14 protein-coding genes and 2 tRNA genes are annotated in these 15301 nt (G+C 65.6%); 9 read left to right on the top strand and 7 right to left on the bottom strand.

Going from position 1 to position 15301, the window contains the following annotated elements; all coding sequences use genetic code 11:
- Positions 1 to 27: 27 nt before the first annotated feature.
- Positions 28 to 1212: a ferrochelatase gene (locus tag CQ040_RS01605; protein WP_105525413.1), complete on the bottom strand. Its 1185-nt coding sequence runs from the start codon at positions 1210 to 1212 to the stop codon at positions 28 to 30.
- A 178-nt stretch (positions 1213 to 1390) separates the two neighbouring features.
- Between CQ040_RS01605 and pepN the strand changes: the two genes are divergently transcribed.
- The 5 genes from pepN (at position 1391) to CQ040_RS01580 (ending at position 8853) form a co-directional block, all read left to right on the top strand.
- Positions 1391 to 3943 carry an aminopeptidase N gene (pepN, locus tag CQ040_RS01600; protein ID WP_105525414.1) on the top strand — a complete coding sequence of 851 codons (2553 nt, stop codon included), beginning with the start codon at positions 1391 to 1393 and terminating at the stop codon, positions 3941 to 3943.
- A gap of 152 nt (positions 3944 to 4095) precedes the next feature.
- Entirely contained in the window at positions 4096 to 5166 is a 1071-nt protein-coding gene (locus CQ040_RS01595; protein ID WP_258131219.1) for a mechanosensitive ion channel family protein, read from the top strand.
- Complete coding sequence (locus tag CQ040_RS01590) at positions 5163 to 5609, top strand: globin (protein WP_105525416.1); 447 nt, start codon at positions 5163 to 5165, stop codon at positions 5607 to 5609. Before CQ040_RS01595 ends, CQ040_RS01590 begins: the two co-directional genes overlap by 4 nt.
- Complete coding sequence (locus CQ040_RS01585; RefSeq protein WP_105525417.1) at positions 5610 to 7277, top strand: FAD-binding dehydrogenase; 1668 nt, start codon at positions 5610 to 5612, stop codon at positions 7275 to 7277.
- Positions 7278 to 7398: 121 nt separating this feature from the next.
- Complete coding sequence (locus CQ040_RS01580) at positions 7399 to 8853, top strand: serine hydrolase (protein WP_219844665.1); 1455 nt, start codon at positions 7399 to 7401, stop codon at positions 8851 to 8853.
- Here CQ040_RS01580 and CQ040_RS01575 read toward each other — a convergent pair.
- The gene (locus CQ040_RS01575; protein ID WP_105525419.1) at positions 8850 to 9515 is read right to left on the bottom strand and encodes a hypothetical protein; all 666 of its coding nucleotides are present in this window, start codon (positions 9513 to 9515) and stop codon (positions 8850 to 8852) included. The genes CQ040_RS01580 and CQ040_RS01575 overlap by 4 nt on opposite strands.
- A gap of 50 nt (positions 9516 to 9565) precedes the next feature.
- On the opposite strand from CQ040_RS01575, the gene CQ040_RS01570 reads away from it, so the two are divergent.
- A complete protein-coding gene (locus tag CQ040_RS01570) occupies positions 9566 to 10456 on the top strand; it encodes an acyl-CoA thioesterase II (protein ID WP_028501931.1) in 891 nt (296 codons plus the stop codon).
- A 57-nt stretch (positions 10457 to 10513) separates the two neighbouring features.
- Here the strand turns inward: CQ040_RS01570 and CQ040_RS01565 are convergent, their stop codons facing one another.
- From CQ040_RS01565 to CQ040_RS01550, 4 genes are all read right to left on the bottom strand, one after another.
- A complete protein-coding gene (locus tag CQ040_RS01565; protein ID WP_105525420.1) occupies positions 10514 to 10999 on the bottom strand; it encodes a thioesterase family protein in 486 nt (161 codons plus the stop codon).
- A gap of 7 nt (positions 11000 to 11006) precedes the next feature.
- Positions 11007 to 12686 (bottom strand): energy-dependent translational throttle protein EttA, encoded by a 1680-nt coding sequence (gene ettA, locus CQ040_RS01560; RefSeq protein ID WP_028501933.1) that lies wholly within the window; start codon positions 12684 to 12686, stop codon positions 11007 to 11009.
- Positions 12687 to 12748: 62 nt separating this feature from the next.
- On the bottom strand, positions 12749 to 13240 hold the full coding sequence (locus CQ040_RS20610; RefSeq protein WP_181156684.1) for a DUF6993 domain-containing protein: 492 nt from the start codon (positions 13238 to 13240) through the stop codon (positions 12749 to 12751).
- A gap of 94 nt (positions 13241 to 13334) precedes the next feature.
- On the bottom strand, positions 13335 to 13847 hold the full coding sequence (locus CQ040_RS01550) for a single-stranded DNA-binding protein (protein ID WP_105525421.1): 513 nt from the start codon (positions 13845 to 13847) through the stop codon (positions 13335 to 13337).
- Positions 13848 to 14052: 205 nt separating this feature from the next.
- Between CQ040_RS01550 and CQ040_RS01545 the strand changes: the two genes are divergently transcribed.
- Complete coding sequence (locus CQ040_RS01545) at positions 14053 to 14322, top strand: hypothetical protein (RefSeq protein ID WP_028501936.1); 270 nt, start codon at positions 14053 to 14055, stop codon at positions 14320 to 14322.
- A gap of 76 nt (positions 14323 to 14398) precedes the next feature.
- Here CQ040_RS01545 and CQ040_RS01540 read toward each other — a convergent pair.
- A tRNA-Arg gene (locus CQ040_RS01540) sits at positions 14399 to 14471 on the bottom strand.
- An 87-nt stretch (positions 14472 to 14558) separates the two neighbouring features.
- Here CQ040_RS01540 and orn point away from each other — a divergent pair.
- Together orn and CQ040_RS01530 are read left to right on the top strand one after the other, a co-directional pair.
- Positions 14559 to 15185, top strand: a complete 627-nt coding sequence (orn, locus tag CQ040_RS01535) for an oligoribonuclease (RefSeq protein ID WP_105525422.1) — start codon at positions 14559 to 14561, stop codon at positions 15183 to 15185.
- Between the two features lie 36 nt (positions 15186 to 15221).
- Positions 15222 to 15294, top strand: a tRNA-His gene (locus CQ040_RS01530).
- Positions 15295 to 15301: the final 7 nt, after the last annotated feature.

Here is a 15301-nt window from a genome sequence, read left to right as displayed (position 1 = left end):
TAGAAGTGCCCGCCCGTCACCGAGTGGTCACGGAGCGACACCGGCGGCAGCCGGCTTGAAGCCCGCGCGGATGTTCTCGCAGCACCCGGGACGGCACACGTCGAAACCACCCGGAAGGGAGGTGACGTGAGCGCGCTCCTCGTTGGGGCGCCCCTGGAGGCGCTCCTCGATCAGGTCCACGATGCCGGCTACGAACGCGGGCGACACGCCCGGCGTCGGAGTGCGCGTGAAAGCGAGACCGGCCTCCTCCGCGGCCTCGGCCGCTTCGGTGTCGAGATCCCACAGCACTTCCATGTGATCGCTCATGAACCCCACAGGCACGACTGCGACCGCCTTGCGGCCCCGGCCGGGGAGTTCGCCGATGACATCGCACACATCGGGATCGAGCCACGGCTGCGAGGCAGGACCGGAACGAGACTGGTAGACGAGTTCCCACGACACGTCTGCAGCTGCAGGAACGGTCTGACGTACGCGATCCATGACCCAAGCCGCCACGGCCAGGTGCTGAGCCGCATAGGCACCGCCTTCACCCCAGTCGATGTCCCGTGCACCCGAGCGCTCGGCATCCGCGGTGGGGATGCTGTGGGTGGAGAAGAGGATCTGGATGTCGGCTGCCTCGATGCCATCGGCGAGGAATCCCTCGACCGCCTCGCGCACACCGGTCTCGAACGCCTCCACGAACCCGGGGTGGTCGTAGAACGGACGGATCTTGTCGATCGTCACGGTCTCTCCGAGGCCCGTCTCCTCCAGGATGCGAGCGAAGTCCTCGCGGTACTGGCGGCAGCTGGAGAAGGAGCTGTAAGCGCTCGTCGCGAATGCCAGGAGGGTGGTGTGCCCGTTGGACGAAGCGTCCGTCACCACCTCTTCGAGGTACGGCGCCCAGTTGCGGTTGCCCCAATACACCGGGAGGGTGATCCCGCGCTCGGCGAGGGCGCCTTCGAGAGCCTCTTTGAGCACGCGGTTCTGTCCGTTGATCGGGCTCACCCCGCCGAAGTGGCGATAGTGATGAGCCACCTCTTCGAGCCGCTCGTCGGGAATTCCTCTCCCGCGCGTCACGTTCCGAAGGAACGGGATCACATCGTCCTGCCCCTCGGGTCCACCGAATCCGGCGAGAAGAATCGCGTCGTAGGCGACCGGGGTGGTCACGAAGGGTGCACCACCGGCGGCAGCAGGAGAGGCAAAGGGAACGGCATTCGGCTCGATCGCAGTCACCCCTCCATCCTTCCACTCCCACACACCCACGGCGTCCGCGCACCGCCGTTTCTATCGATCGTCTCTCCCGCTCCGATGCGAATGGGCATCTACCGCACTGGCGTAGGCTGTCATGGTTGCCGTCGGCGCCAACTGCGCCCAGCCCCGGTGACATCCCCTCACCCCTGGGAGTACAGCTGTGCCTGGAGAGAACCTCACTCGTATCGAAGCGCAAGAGCGCCGCGACGTCATCGACACTCAGTCCTATGAGATCGCCCTCGATCTGACCAAGGGCGCAGAGGTCTTCGGCTCCCGCAGCGTCGTGCGCTTCACCGCGACTCCGGAGAGCTTCACGTTCATCGATCTGATCGCCCGCGACGTACGCGAGATCTCGCTCAACGGAGAACAGCTCGACCCGAACGAGGTCTTCGCCGACTCGCGCATCGCGCTCAGCGGACTGCAGGCCGAGAACGTGCTGGTCGTCGATGCGGATTGCCTCTACACGAACACGGGCGAAGGACTGCACCGTTTCGTCGACCCGGCCGACGGCGAGGTCTACCTCTACTCGCAGTTCGAGGTGCCCGACTCGCGTCGCGTGTTCGCGGTGTTCGAGCAGCCCGACCTCAAAGCGACGTTCCAGTTCACGGTGACGGCACCGGCAGCCTGGAAGGTCATCTCCAACTCCCCCACGCCCGAGCCCATCGTGCATGATGACGACGTCACCGCGACCTGGGGCTTCGAGCCGACCCCGCGCATCTCCTCGTACATCACCGCGCTCGTCGCCGGACCGTACGAGTCGACGTTCTCGGAGCTGACGAGCGCCTCTGGCCGCGTCGTCCCGCTGGGCGTCTACGGCCGCAAGAGCCTATGGCAGCACCTGGATGCCGACTACATCTTCGACAAGACCCGCGAGGGCTTCGCCTACTTCGAGTCGAAGTTCGGCGTTCCCTACCCGTTCGCCAAGTACGACCAGCTCTTCGTCCCCGAGTTCAACGCGGGTGCGATGGAGAACGCTGGTGCGGTCACGTTCACCGAGACCTACGTCTTCCGCAGCAAGGTGACCGACGCCGTCAAGGAACGTCGCGTCGTCACGATCCTGCACGAGCTCGCCCACATGTGGTTCGGCGACCTCGTCACGATGAAGTGGTGGAACGACCTCTGGCTCAACGAGTCGTTCGCCGAGTGGGCGTCGACGATCGCCACCGCCGAGGCCACCGAGTGGACTGAGGCGTGGACCACCTTCAACGCGATGGAGAAGACCTGGGCCTATCGCCAGGACCAGCTCCCCTCGACGCACCCGATCGTCGCCGAGATCAACGACCTGGAAGACGTGCAGGTCAACTTCGACGGCATCACCTACGCCAAGGGCGGCTCCGTCCTCAAGCAGCTGGCCGCATGGGTCGGGATCGAGGCGTTCTTCGCCGGAGTCTCCCAGTACTTCCAGAAGCACTCCTGGGGCAACACCGAGCTGAGTGACCTGCTCTCGGAGCTCGAGGCCACCAGTGGCCGCGACCTCAGCACGTGGTCCAAGAAGTGGCTCGAGACCGCCGGCGTCAACACCCTGGAACCCGTGATCGCCGAGAGCCATGACAACGTGATCTCGCGCTTCGCGATCACGCAGACCGCGCCGGCGGACTACCCGACGATCCGCCCGCACCGTCTCGGCATCGGCTTCTACACCCTGACCGACGGCTCGCTCACCCGCACGCACTACCTCGAAGTCGACGTCGACGGAGACCGCACCGAGGTGCCGGAGCTCCAGGGGCTCGTCCGCCCCGACCTGGTGCTGCTCAACGACAACGACCTCGCCTACGCGAAGATCCGCCTCGACGAGAGGTCCCTCGCCACCGCGATCGCCCACCTTGCCGACATCCACGACCCGCTCGCCCGCTCCTTGGTGTGGGGCGCCGCGTGGGACCAGACCCGCGATGCCGAGACCGGCGCCTCGGAGTACCTCGACCTCGTGCTGGGCAACATCGGCCGCGAGAGCGAGTCGACGACCGTGCGCACCACGCTCAGCCAGCTGCGGACCGCTGCGACTCTCTACGTCGCACCTGCTGACCGCGAGGCTGCGCGACTCAAGATCGCCGACGGACTGTGGAGCCTTGCGGAGGCGGCGGAGCCGGGAAGCGACAGCCAGCTGCAGTTCGTCACCGCTTTCGCGAACGCTCTCGTCACCCCGGAGCACGCAGGCATCGTTGGGCGCCTGCGCTCCGGAGAAGACACCCTGCCCGGGCTGGAGATCGACGCCGACCTGAACTGGCAGCTCCTCGTCGGCTTGGCCTCGATCGGTGCTACGGATGCCGCCACGATCGATGCCGCTCTCGCTGCCGACAACACCGCCAAGGGCGGAGAGTTCGCCGCGCAGGCACGCGCTTCCCTTCCCGACGCAGCCTCCAAGAAGGCCGCGTGGGCGTCGCTCATCGAGCGCGACGACGCTCCCAACACGATCGTCCGCTCTGCGGCGCTCGGATTCACACATCCGGCAGGGGCCGCGGTGCTCGGAGAGTTCGTCCCCGCGTACTTCGACATGCTCCTGCCCATCTGGGAGTCGCGCAGCTACCAGATCGCGCAGTACCTGATCGTCGGACTGTTCCCGACGGCGCTGGCCGACGTCGCACTGCGCGATGCGACCCGTGCGTGGCTCTCCGCCAACCAGGAGGCTGCACCAGCGCTGCGACGGCTCGTCCTCGAGAACCTCGCAGACGTGGAGCGGGCTCTGGCCGCGCAGTCGCGCGACGCCGAGGACTGATCCGTAGACTCATATCCGAAACGGAGACCATCTCCCCCGCCGCAGGCGTGTCTCACCACGACATGCCGTGACGGGAGCGGATGGTCTCCGTTTTCGCATGGCTCTACCACCCAGCCGGCACAGAGGCCCGATCGCTAGGATCGTGGGTGATGATGATCCCCTCTACGACCTCCACTCCCCCCGAGCCGACACCGCTTCCAGACTGGGTTGTGGCCCTGTTCGCCTGGTTCGGCCAGGCAGGCATGAAGGTGCTCACCGTCGCGATCATCATCGCGTCGTGTGTGGTCATCGGCCTGGTGCTTCGTATCGTCATCCGCCGCGTGGTGCATCGCATCGTGGACAGCGCGAAGAGCAAGGCCTCCGTCGACGACACACAGGCACTCGAACGCTCGCCTCTCGCCGACATGCGACTGGTGCAGCGCACTCGCACGCTCGGAACGATCCTGCAGAACATCGTCAACGTGATGCTCGTCGTGATCGCGATCGTCCTGATCGTCAACGCGATCGACAACAGCCTCCTCGGCTCGCTGACGCTCCTGACCGCGGCAGTGGGTGCCGGCCTCGGTTTCGGCGCCCAGAACATCGTCAAGGATGTGCTCAACGGCATCTTCATCGTCGCCGAGGACCAGATCGGGATCGGCGACGTGGTCGATCTCGGGCTCGCGAGCGGCGTCGTCGAGTACGTCAGCGTGCGCATCACCCAGGTACGTGACGTCAACGGCACGCTCTGGTACGTGCGCAACGGCGAGGTCACCCGCATCGGCAACATGTCGCAGGGGTGGGCGCGCTCGATCATCGACATCGGGGTTCCGGGCGACTCCGACCTCGAACAGGTCGAGCACATCATGCTGGAGACAGCTCAAGGCCTTGCGAAAGACCCGAAGTGGCGCACCCGCATCATCGAGAAGCCGGAGCTGTGGGGCCTCGAATCGATCGATGGAGACGCTCTCGTCGTCCGCATCGTAATCAAGGCGCGCGCCAACGCGAAAGACGACGTCGCCCAAGAACTGCGTCGTCGCCTCCGCGCCGCCCTCCTCGAGAAGGAGATCGGCGTGCCCCGCATGGTCGACGTCGTACCCACCGGGCTCGACGGAGCTCGGCGGGTCCGCGGCGCGAACCCGCCGAGGACCAGGCCGAACGCGGTGACCGGCGTGCCGGTGATCCCCGACCGCGGAATCTGGCGCCGCAAGAAGCCGAACGACGACGGGAGCCCCCAGAAGTGACCTTCTACGACGAGATCGGCGGACATGAGACGTTCGCGAAGATCGTCTCGGTGTTCTATCGCGAAGTCGCCCTCGACCCGGTGATGAAGCCGATGTATCCGGAAGAAGACCTCGGCCCCGCCGAGGACCGGCTCCGGATGTTCCTGGAGCAGTACTGGGGCGGACCGACGACCTACGGCGAGACTCGAGGGCATCCTCGGCTCCGTATGCGGCACATGCCGTTCCACATCGATGCGGACGCCCGCGATCGTTGGCTTCGTCACATGCGGACCGCCGTCGACGAGGCGCAGTTGTCTCCCCTGCACGAAACGACGCTCTGGGACTACCTGGAGCGCGCCGCCTATGCCATGGTGAACACATTCGAGCCGTCGGGGATCGGTGCCAATCCCGGCGGTCGCCCCACGCTCGAGACACGATCGCGTCAGGAATCAACGGAGAGCTAAATGACGAACACGCCCCTGTCCACAGACGTCCTGGTGATCGGATGGGGGTTGGCAGGGCTCGTCGCCGCCTCCGAGGCCCTGGATGCCGGACGGCGCGTCATCCTCGTGGATCAGGAACCGCGAACCAATCTCGGCGGACAGGCATGGTGGTCGTTCGGTGGACTGTTCTTCATCGATTCCCCGGAACAGCGGCGACTCGGGATCAAAGACTCCCTCGAACTCGCCACGCAGGACTGGTTCGGCAACGCCGGCTTCGATCGTCCGGAAGACGAGTGGCCGCGCCGCTGGGCACAGGCGTACCTGCAGTTCGCGGCCGGCGAGAAGCGAGCCTGGCTGCGGGAGCACGGTGTCGGGTTCTTCCCGGTGGTGGGGTGGGCGGAACGTGGCGGGTACGGAGCGATCGGCCCCGGCAACTCCGTACCTCGCTTCCACATCACCTGGGGCACCGGTCCCGGCATCGTCGCACCGTTCGCGGCGGCTGTAGAGCAGGGCGAGCGCGAGGGACGGCTCACCATCCTTCCGCGCCACCGCGTCACTGACCTGGTCGTCACCGACGGCACGGTCGTCGGTGCACGTGGCAGCATTCTTGCGACCAGCGGATCGGGGCGCGGCGTCCCATCTTCCCGCGAAGCGATCGGCGACTTCGAGATCACGGCGAAAGCGACGGTCGTCTCCTCCGGCGGCATCGGCGGAAATCACGATCTCGTGCGAGCGGCGTGGCCCGAGCGTCTCGGCACCCCGCCCGAGCACATGCTCACTGGGGTACCCGCCTACGTCGATGGATCGATGCACGGTGTGAGTGAGGCTGCGGGCGCCCGTCTGATCAACGGCGATCGGATGTGGCACTACGTCGAGGGCATCACCAATTGGGATCCAGTATGGCCGTCGCACGGCATCCGCATTCTGCCCGGGCCTTCCTCCCTGTGGCTCGATGCCACCGGAAAGCGACTCCCCGTCCCGCTGTTCCCGGGGTTCGACACCCTCGGAACGCTCGAACACCTGCGCACCACCGGCCACGACCACTCCTGGTTCGTCACGTCACGGCAGATCGTGGAGAAGGAGTTCGCCCTCTCCGGCAGCGAGCAGAATCCCGATCTCACCGGCAAGGACGTCGGCCTCCTGCTGAAGTCTCGGCTTGCGAAGGGGCCGACCGGGCCCGTGCAGTCGTTCCTCGACGAGGGCCAGGACTTCATCGTCGAGAACGACCTCGAGTCCCTCCTCGAGCAGATGCGACGGCATCCTGGCGGCGAGCACCTCGATATCGAGAACGTCCGACGCGAGGTCGTCGCCCGCGATCGCGAGATGGACAACGACTTCACGAAGGACGCGCAGATCGGGATGCTGCGCTCGATGCGCAGCTACCGAGGCGACAAGCTGATCCGCACTGCCGTCCCGCACCGCCTGCAGGATCCGGCCGCTGGGCCGCTCGTCGCTGTGAAGCTTCACGTTCTGACCCGGAAGTCGCTCGGAGGAATCAACACCGACCTCGAAGGTCGCGCTCTGAACGCACACGGCGTGGCGATCCCCGGACTCTATGCGGCGGGCGAGGCGAGTGGGTTCGGTGGAGGGGGCGTGCACGGCTATCGCGCACTCGAGGGCACCTTCCTCGGCGGGTGCCTCTTCTCCGGCCGCGTAGCGGGTCGAGCGGCAGCGGCGACAGCGGGCTGACGCGCGGGTTTCCAGCTTTCCGGACAGGGCGGTTCCGGTCTTCCCTCCGCCCTGTTCTGGGTACCCCGAACAGAGGCATCACGCCGTCGAGATGAGCCGCCTTCGTCCCTACTGTGGGCTCGTGCGCATCATAAAGGTTCTCGGACTCCTGTCTGCATTCATCCTTGCCGTTGCCGTACCGGCCACCGCAGGGGCCGCGTCGACGACCGCGCAAGCCAGGGTGCAGACATACGTCGATACGTTCGCGACGCCGGGAGTCGCGGCTGCAGTGCTCGCTGATGGCGACCTCGAAACGGTCGTCAGCGGCCATGACGGGACAGGTGACCCGATCACGCCTGAGACTCGGTTCCGGATCGCATCGATGAGCAAGTCGATGACGGCTACGGCCATCATGCTGCTGGTGAAGGATGGCGCAGTGGACCTCGACGACCAGGTGGTCGATGTCCTGCCCGAGTTCACGATGGCGGACCCCCGCCACGAGGACATCACGATCCGACAGCTCCTGTCCCACACATCCGGATTGTCGCTGCAGACCAATGACGAGTTCGCACTTCCTGCACCGCGAACGACGAAGGCCGTGGTCGCAGAGCTGACGGACCGGCGCATCATGGCCGAGCCGGGCAGCCGCTTCGAATACCACAACACGAACTTCTCGCTCGCTGCACGCATCATCGAGGTCGTATCTGGTCAACCCCTCGATGACTTTCTGCGGCTTCGGCTCTTCATACCTCTCGGAATGCACGATTCTTTGAGCCTGGATGCCTGCGATCAGAAGGTCGATGACCTCGCGCCGGGGTACTCCGTCGTCCTGGGCTTCTCCTACGTCATGCCGGAGATGCCGGGGCGTTGCGGCGGCAACGGCGGCGTGGTCTCGACTCTGGCCGACATGGTGCAATGGCTCCGCTTCAACCAGGGCGAGATCGGCGCGGAGGTGCTGGACGGCGCTCTCCTCGACGAGCTCCATGCTGCCCAACCGTCCACACCGTCGTATGCGCTCGGCTGGGAACGACGAGCGCCGGGTGACGGCGAGACACAAGGGTTCGTCTCCCATGGGGGCACACTCGCGACGTTCACGGCGTCGATGGCGTTCGTGCCCAGCACAGGAACTGCTGCAGTGGTGCTCACGAACGGGGTCGGCTCCCCCGGCGAGCTGGTGCAGAACCTCATCGCGGATGTCGATGGGCACAAGGCGATCCCGCACGAGAATCCGCTGAACCTCGTCAACGCCGTCCTACTCGGGGTCTCCGCGCTCGCGGTGGTCTTGCTCACCGTGACTGCGCTTCGAGCACCGCGCTGGGCGGCACGGCGGCGCGCTGCGAGGCGACCGCGAGTCTGGCCCCGTCTGCTCCCCCTCGCGGTCGTGGTCGTCGTGGGACTGTTCGTGCCGATCACCCCCGCGCTGCTCGGAGGGACGATCAACTGGCAGTACTGGGTGATCGACCTCTGGCTGTTCCCGCTGCTCGACGTACTCGCAGCGGTGATGGTGCTCGGAGGGATCAGCGCTCTGGTGAGCCGAGTCGTGGCGTTGCGAGTGGTGCCCGCGTCGCTGCGGAGGAGCCTCCGCTCCGCGGCCTAGTCGGAAGAGCCGGTGTCGCGGACACTCGTGAGACCGGACGCCACCGGACCTCTGGAGAGCACGTGCCCTCGCCGGAAGGCCAGTCGCGTCCATCTGCCGGATCGCGACACCGGAACCTGCTCCTCTCCGGAGATGAAGCCCATCGCATCGGCGGCGAAGGCGATGCCCCGCGGCAGCCCGTCGAGGTCTTCGTCGGGCTCACCCCAGATCGCGGCCCGCAACGCGCGAACGGCTTCTTCACCGGAGCCGGGAGCAGCACCACGGGCGACAGCCGAGATACCCCATTGCGCTCGCCGGGCGATCACCGATGCGGACAGGGTCGACACCGGTGCCCACGCAGCCCGAGGCGGCGCGACACCTGCCCACGCCGGCGAGAGGCCTGTGTCCGGGAGAGTGAGTCGCTGGGGCTCATCCGTCGCGGTCAACTGATCGACGACGATGTCGCACTCGAGTTCGGGGTCGGCATGCACGATCCGCATCGCGAGGACGGTCGGAGTCTGATCGAACAGACCGTGCGGGGCGAGAGCCGCGGTCGTCAGCGCGAGCACTCCGTTCGCCGCTTGCAGCCGCACGCCGTCATCGGTGATCCTGGTGGCTCGACCGACGAACGTGAGAACGTCCTTCGCGGTATCCGGGTCGGCGAGAAGGAGGTGATGGGGCACGCGTTCTAAACTACCAACGGAGCGGCGCCCTGGGTCGCGGAAAGGAACCCATGAGCGCGCAAGCCCACGCAATCCAGACGGTCGAACGACTTCTCGAGGTTCTCGATCTCGACTCGACGCAGGCACGAACCACCGAAGACATCTTCACCGGCTCTTCACACCCGATGCCGACGGGGCGCATCTACGGAGGCCAGGTTCTCGCCCAGGCTCTTCTCGCGTCCGAACGAACGCTTCCAGAGGACCGTGCGGTGCATTCGATGCACGGCTACTTCCTGCGGCCAGGTGACGCGAGCCAGGGAATCACGATCGCCGTCGACCGCATCCATGATGGGCGATCCTTCTCCACGCGCCGAGCGCAGGCATATCAGAACGGTGTGCCGATCTTCTCGATGATCGCGTCCTTCCAGGACGAGGACCCCGGCGTCGAGCATGCGGAGCCGATGCCCGAGGGCATCCCCGCTCCGGAGGATCTCGCCCCGGACGAGCAGCGAGTGCACGGGCTTCCTGCCGGCACAGCAAGGATGCTGAGCGACCGCGCTGCAGACATCCGTCACGTCGACTCGCCGCTGTACCTGCCCGAGGACGAAGCCCGTACGCCGCGCCAAGCCGTGTGGATGCGCCTACGCGCGCCTCTCCCCGATGATCAGCGGCTGCACCGGGCAGCTCTCGCCTACCTCAGCGACATGACCATCCAGGAATCGATCCTTCGCGCGCACGGGGTGTACTGGGCGCTTCCCGGCCTGAAGGTGGCAAGCCTCGACCATGCGATGTGGTGGCATCGTCCGGCACGCGTGGATGAGTGGCTCCTCTACGTGCAGGAGTCCCCGAGCGCCCGCGGCGGTCGAGGGCTCGCGACGGGGCGGATCTACACGCGCGAGGGCGCACTCGTCGCGAGCGTCGCCCAGGAGATCATGATCCGCGTTCCTGAAGACCAGTCCTGAGGCAGCTGCTCGCGACAGCCCCTTACCCGAGCGCGGCTCTCTGACGACGCCCGAGCCTCAGCGGTGGCTGTACTCGATCGACGGGCCGATGTACGGTTCCCAGGCGTCACGCATCTCCTGCGTGAGACGAGTGGGCCTGCCCGTCTTCGCATCGACGAGCACGATGACCGCCGTCGATCGCGCATAGATCTGTCGAGGTTCGGCTGCGGGGTCGTTGTGCACCTCGTAGCAGACCTCGACACTGGAGCCGCCGAGCTTGCCGAACCACATCTGCACCTCGAGCGGTCGGCGCTGATACGGCACCGGCGCCAGGTACTCGATCTCCTGACGAGCGATCAGAGTGAGGATCCCCTCGTCGATCCCGGAGTCGAGGACCGCGGTGGACGGTGCCTCTTCGCCGGGACCCGCGCGCCAGAACGCACGTACACGGGCCTCCTCGAGCAGCTTGAGCATCGAGGTGTTGTTGACGTGGTTGAACGCATCCAGATCGCCCCAGCGGAGGTGGATCGGGATGTGCAGGCGCGGCCCCGGCGTCGCGGACATCGTGGCCTCAGTCGCGCGTCAGCTTGCGGTGCGTCGACCGGTGCGGCTTCGCGGCGTCCGGTCCGAGGCGCTCGATCTTGTTCTCCTCGTAGGCCTCGAAGTTGCCCTCGAACCAGTACCACTGGCCGGGCTTCTCGTCGGTGCCCTCATAGGCGAGGATGTGCGTCGCGATGCGGTCGAGGAACCACCGGTCGTGAGTGATGACCACAGCACAGCCGGGGAACTCGAGCAGGGCGTTCTCGAGCGAGCTCAAGGTCTCGACGTCGAGGTCGTTTGTGGGCTCATCGAGGAGGAGCAGGTTGCCACCTTCTTTGAGCGTCAGCGCGAGGTTGAGACGGTTGCGCTCACCACCGGAGAGCACGCCGGCCTTCTTCTGCTGGTCCGGACCCTTGAAGCCGAACTTCGAGACGTAGGCGCGAGAAGGGATCTCTGTCTTGCCGACCGTGATGTAGTCGAGACCGTCGGATACGACCTCCCACAGCGTCTTGTTCGGGTCGATGTTCGAGCGCGACTGGTCGACGTAGCTGATCTTGACCGTCTCACCGATTTTGAGATCTCCGCCGTCGAGCGGCTCGAGACCGACGATGGTCTTGAACAGCGTGGTCTTTCCCACACCGTTCGGTCCGATCACTCCGACGATGCCGTTCGGGGGCAGGTTGAAGCTGAGGCCGTCGATCAGCACGCGGCCGTCGAAGCCCTTCTGCAGCTTCTTGGCATCGATGACGATGCCACCGAGGCGCGGACCTGCAGGGATCTGGATCTCATCGAAGTCGAGCTTCCTGGTGCGCTCCGCCTCCGAAGCCATCTCCTCGTAGCGGGCGAGACGCGCCTTCGACTTGGTCTGACGGCCCTTGGCGCTCGAGCGCACCCACTCCAGCTCCTCCTTGAGGCGCTTGGCGAGCTTGGCGTCCTTCTTGCCCTGGACCTCGAGGCGTTCGCCCTTCTTCTCCAGGTACGTCGAGTAGTTGCCCTCATAGCCGATGAGACGACCGCGGTCGACCTCAGCGATCCATTCAGCGACGTGGTCGAGGAAGTACCGGTCGTGGGTGATCGCGATGACCGCGCCCTTGTACGCCTGCAGGTGCTGCTCGAGCCAGAGCACGCTCTCGGCGTCGAGGTGGTTGGTGGGCTCGTCGAGGAGCAGCAAGTCGGGCTTCTGGAGGAGAAGCTTCGCCAGCGCGACACGACGCTTCTCACCGCCGGAGAGCGGTGCGATCGCGGCTTCGCCCGGCGGGGTGCGGAGTGCGTCCATCGCCTGGTCGAGCTGCGAGTCGAGGTCCCAGCCGTCGGCTGCGTCGATCTCTTCCTGCAGCGTGCCCATCTCGGCGAGCAGCGCGTCGAAATCGGCATCGGGCTCTGCCATCAGCAGCGAGATCTCGTTGAAGCGATCGACCTTCGGCTTGATCGCGATGCCGTCCTGGATGTTCTCCAGAACGGTCTTCGACTCGTCGAGCTCGGGTTCCTGCATCAGGATGCCGACGGTGTAGCCCGGAGCAAGCTTCGCTTCGCCGTTCGATGGCGTGTCCAGCCCCGCCATGATCTTGAGGATCGTCGACTTACCGGCGCCGTTCGGACCGACCATGCCGATCTTCGCTCCGGGGAGGAACGCCATGGTGACGTCGTCCAGGATGAGCTTCTCGCCCACTGCCTTGCGCGCACGAACCATCGAGTAGATGTACTCAGCCACCGAAAAACGCTCCTTATGTTGTCGTCGAAGATCGACACCCCAGCCTACCGGCCCCTGGCGGGCTACCAGTCGATCGGACGTGTGGTGCCGATGAGGCAGCGCCCTTCGGCGAGCTGAGGCATCACCACGGTGACGACCTGCCCTGTGGACGGGCCGACCTGGCCGACGAGACAGTCCTTCTGACCCCAGCGCACCGAGAACTGCAGGCTCTCGGCAGCGTTGCCCACTGTCGACTGATCCTGCGTCACCTGCATGGACTCTCGATCGAATCCGGCGCCGACCAGCGCGTCGATGTACGCCCGGCCCGATCCGCGTTGGTCCGTAGCCCAGATGCTCTCGGCCACCGTTGTGAAAATCGGCAGGTTCTCATCGGCGGTGCCGTCCGGCACCAGTATGGGAGCCGCCGGAGTCGTCACCTCCGGATCCGGGGAGGCTGACGGGGAAGCCGACGGCGCGGCACCCGGCGTGCACCCGGAGAGCATGAGGAGAGCGGCAGCGGTGGCCGCGAGGACGCCGGCTGCACGCGCGGGTGAGAAGACCGATCGACGAAGCACGTGCCGAGTCTACGTCGCTCCGCCTTCCGCCCCGTGTGGGCCGCCGGCGCCCGGCCCCGCCAGTGGGCACCTGCCATGCGAGCGCGTGCGGTAGCTACGACCCTGTCGTCCCGATACCCGCCGGATCCCCCCATGACACATCGATAGGAAGCGACGAGGGATCATCTTGTTCTGATCCGGAGTAGTCGACACCTGATCCCGAGACCGACTCCTCCCTGGGCGTCGCTGTCGTGCCGGATTCTCCGGCGGGACGGGATTGTGGTCGGTAGGCCGTCGTTCCCCAACGCAGATCGTGCCCGATCGCATCGGCCTCGATGTCGACGCTCGTCCCGTGTTTGCCGTTGCTCTCCCAGTTGCGGATCTTCAGTCTTCCGGTCACGATCACCGTGTCACCCGTGCGCAGTGACGCCTTCGCGTTCTCCCCCAGCTGCCGGAACGCCGCTACCGAGAACCAGTTGGTCCCCGAATCCGTCCACGCCTGGGTCACTGCATCGAAACGTCGGTGCGTACTGGCGAGCCGGAAGTTCGTGACCGGCACTCCTCCCCCGGTCTGCGCCTGAGTCGGGTCTGTCGCGACTCTCCCCACGATGGTCAATGTGTCGATCATGTCATTGTCCTTTCGGCCGCCGGATCTCTTCCGGGTCGCACCAGCGTGAACCACGCGAGGACCACGCGACCGATGAGAACACGTAGTCCGTGGAAAGAGTCGGTGGGGCGAGAACAGTGCAGAGAAAGCGCTGATGACAGGGCGAGTATCCCCGAAACCGAATGTCGGGGGGTGGTCATATCTTCAGATCAGGAAAGGAGTTCCGATGCCCGACAACTTGATCACCTCTCTGCCCGAGGTCCCCTTCGCGACGCCCCGACTCTCGTCATCACGAGAACGCCTGGTCCGTGCAGCGGATCATCTCTGGCGAGTTCAGGATCAGCGCGACCATGTCCTCGGTCACCTGCGCATCGTCGCCGACCCGCTCGGGCTCCGCTATCGCGCCGAACGACTGCATCTCGCCACGGGTGTGTTCCGCATCGTCGGCGAATTCTGGCGTGCAGACGAAGCTGTCGCCGTGCTCCGCTACTCCTGAGCACCGGAACGATTGTCGGCTGGATTCGTGCCAGCCGGAGCTTTTACATCGATCGCCAGTCCGTGACTGCGTGAAGTGCCCCCGGCAGGATTCGAACCTGCGACCAAGAGATTAGAAGGCTCCTGCTCTATCCCCTGAGCTACGGGGGCGCACTCATCTACCGTACCGCTGTCCCGCAGTCGGTTGACGAGGCACACTCCGTCAGCCGATGTCGGGGCCGTAGATAGTATGGCGATATGGTATCTGCGTCCGAGAATGATCGTCTCGTATGGATCGACTGCGAGATGACGGGACTCGATCTGGCGGTCGATGAGCTCGTTGAAATCGCCGTGGTCATCACCGATTTCGAGCTCAACCCCATCGACCCGGGCTTCCAGGTGGTGATCCGGCCCAGCGACGCCGCCCTCGGGAACATGAACGACTTCGTCACCAAGATGCATGAGACGTCCGGTCTGATCGAAGAGATTCCCGGCGGCATAACGCTCGAAGACGCTGAAGCGCAGACTCTCGCCTACATCAAGCGCTTCGTACCGCTGGAGCGCAAGGCCCCGCTTGCCGGCAACACCATCGGGACCGACAGGATGTTCCTCGCGAAGTACATGTCGCAGGTCGACCAGTGGTTGCACTATCGAAACGTCGATGTCTCCAGCATCAAAGAGCTCTCGCGACGCTGGTACCCGCGGGTCTTCTTCCAGGCTCCCTCCAAAGATGGTGGCCACCGTGCACTCGCCGACATCCTGGAGTCGATCCGAGAACTCCGGTACTACCGGCAAGCGGTGTTCGTCGATGAGCCCGGCCCCTCCAGCGACGAGGCACGCGAGATCGCAACCCGGACGGTGTCCGAGTTCACTCCGAACATGTAATAGACTCGTATGGTTGCCCGCTCCGGTGGGCACATGGTGGGTATAGCTCAGCTGGTAGAGCGCTGGCTTGTGGTGCCGGATGTCGCGGGTTCGAGTCCCGTTACTCACCCTCTGGA

This window comes from Microbacterium sp. MYb54 (assembly GCF_002979515.1).
GTDB lineage: Bacteria > Actinomycetota > Actinomycetes > Actinomycetales > Microbacteriaceae > Microbacterium.
This window is presented reverse-complemented; position numbering and strand designations above follow the sequence as displayed.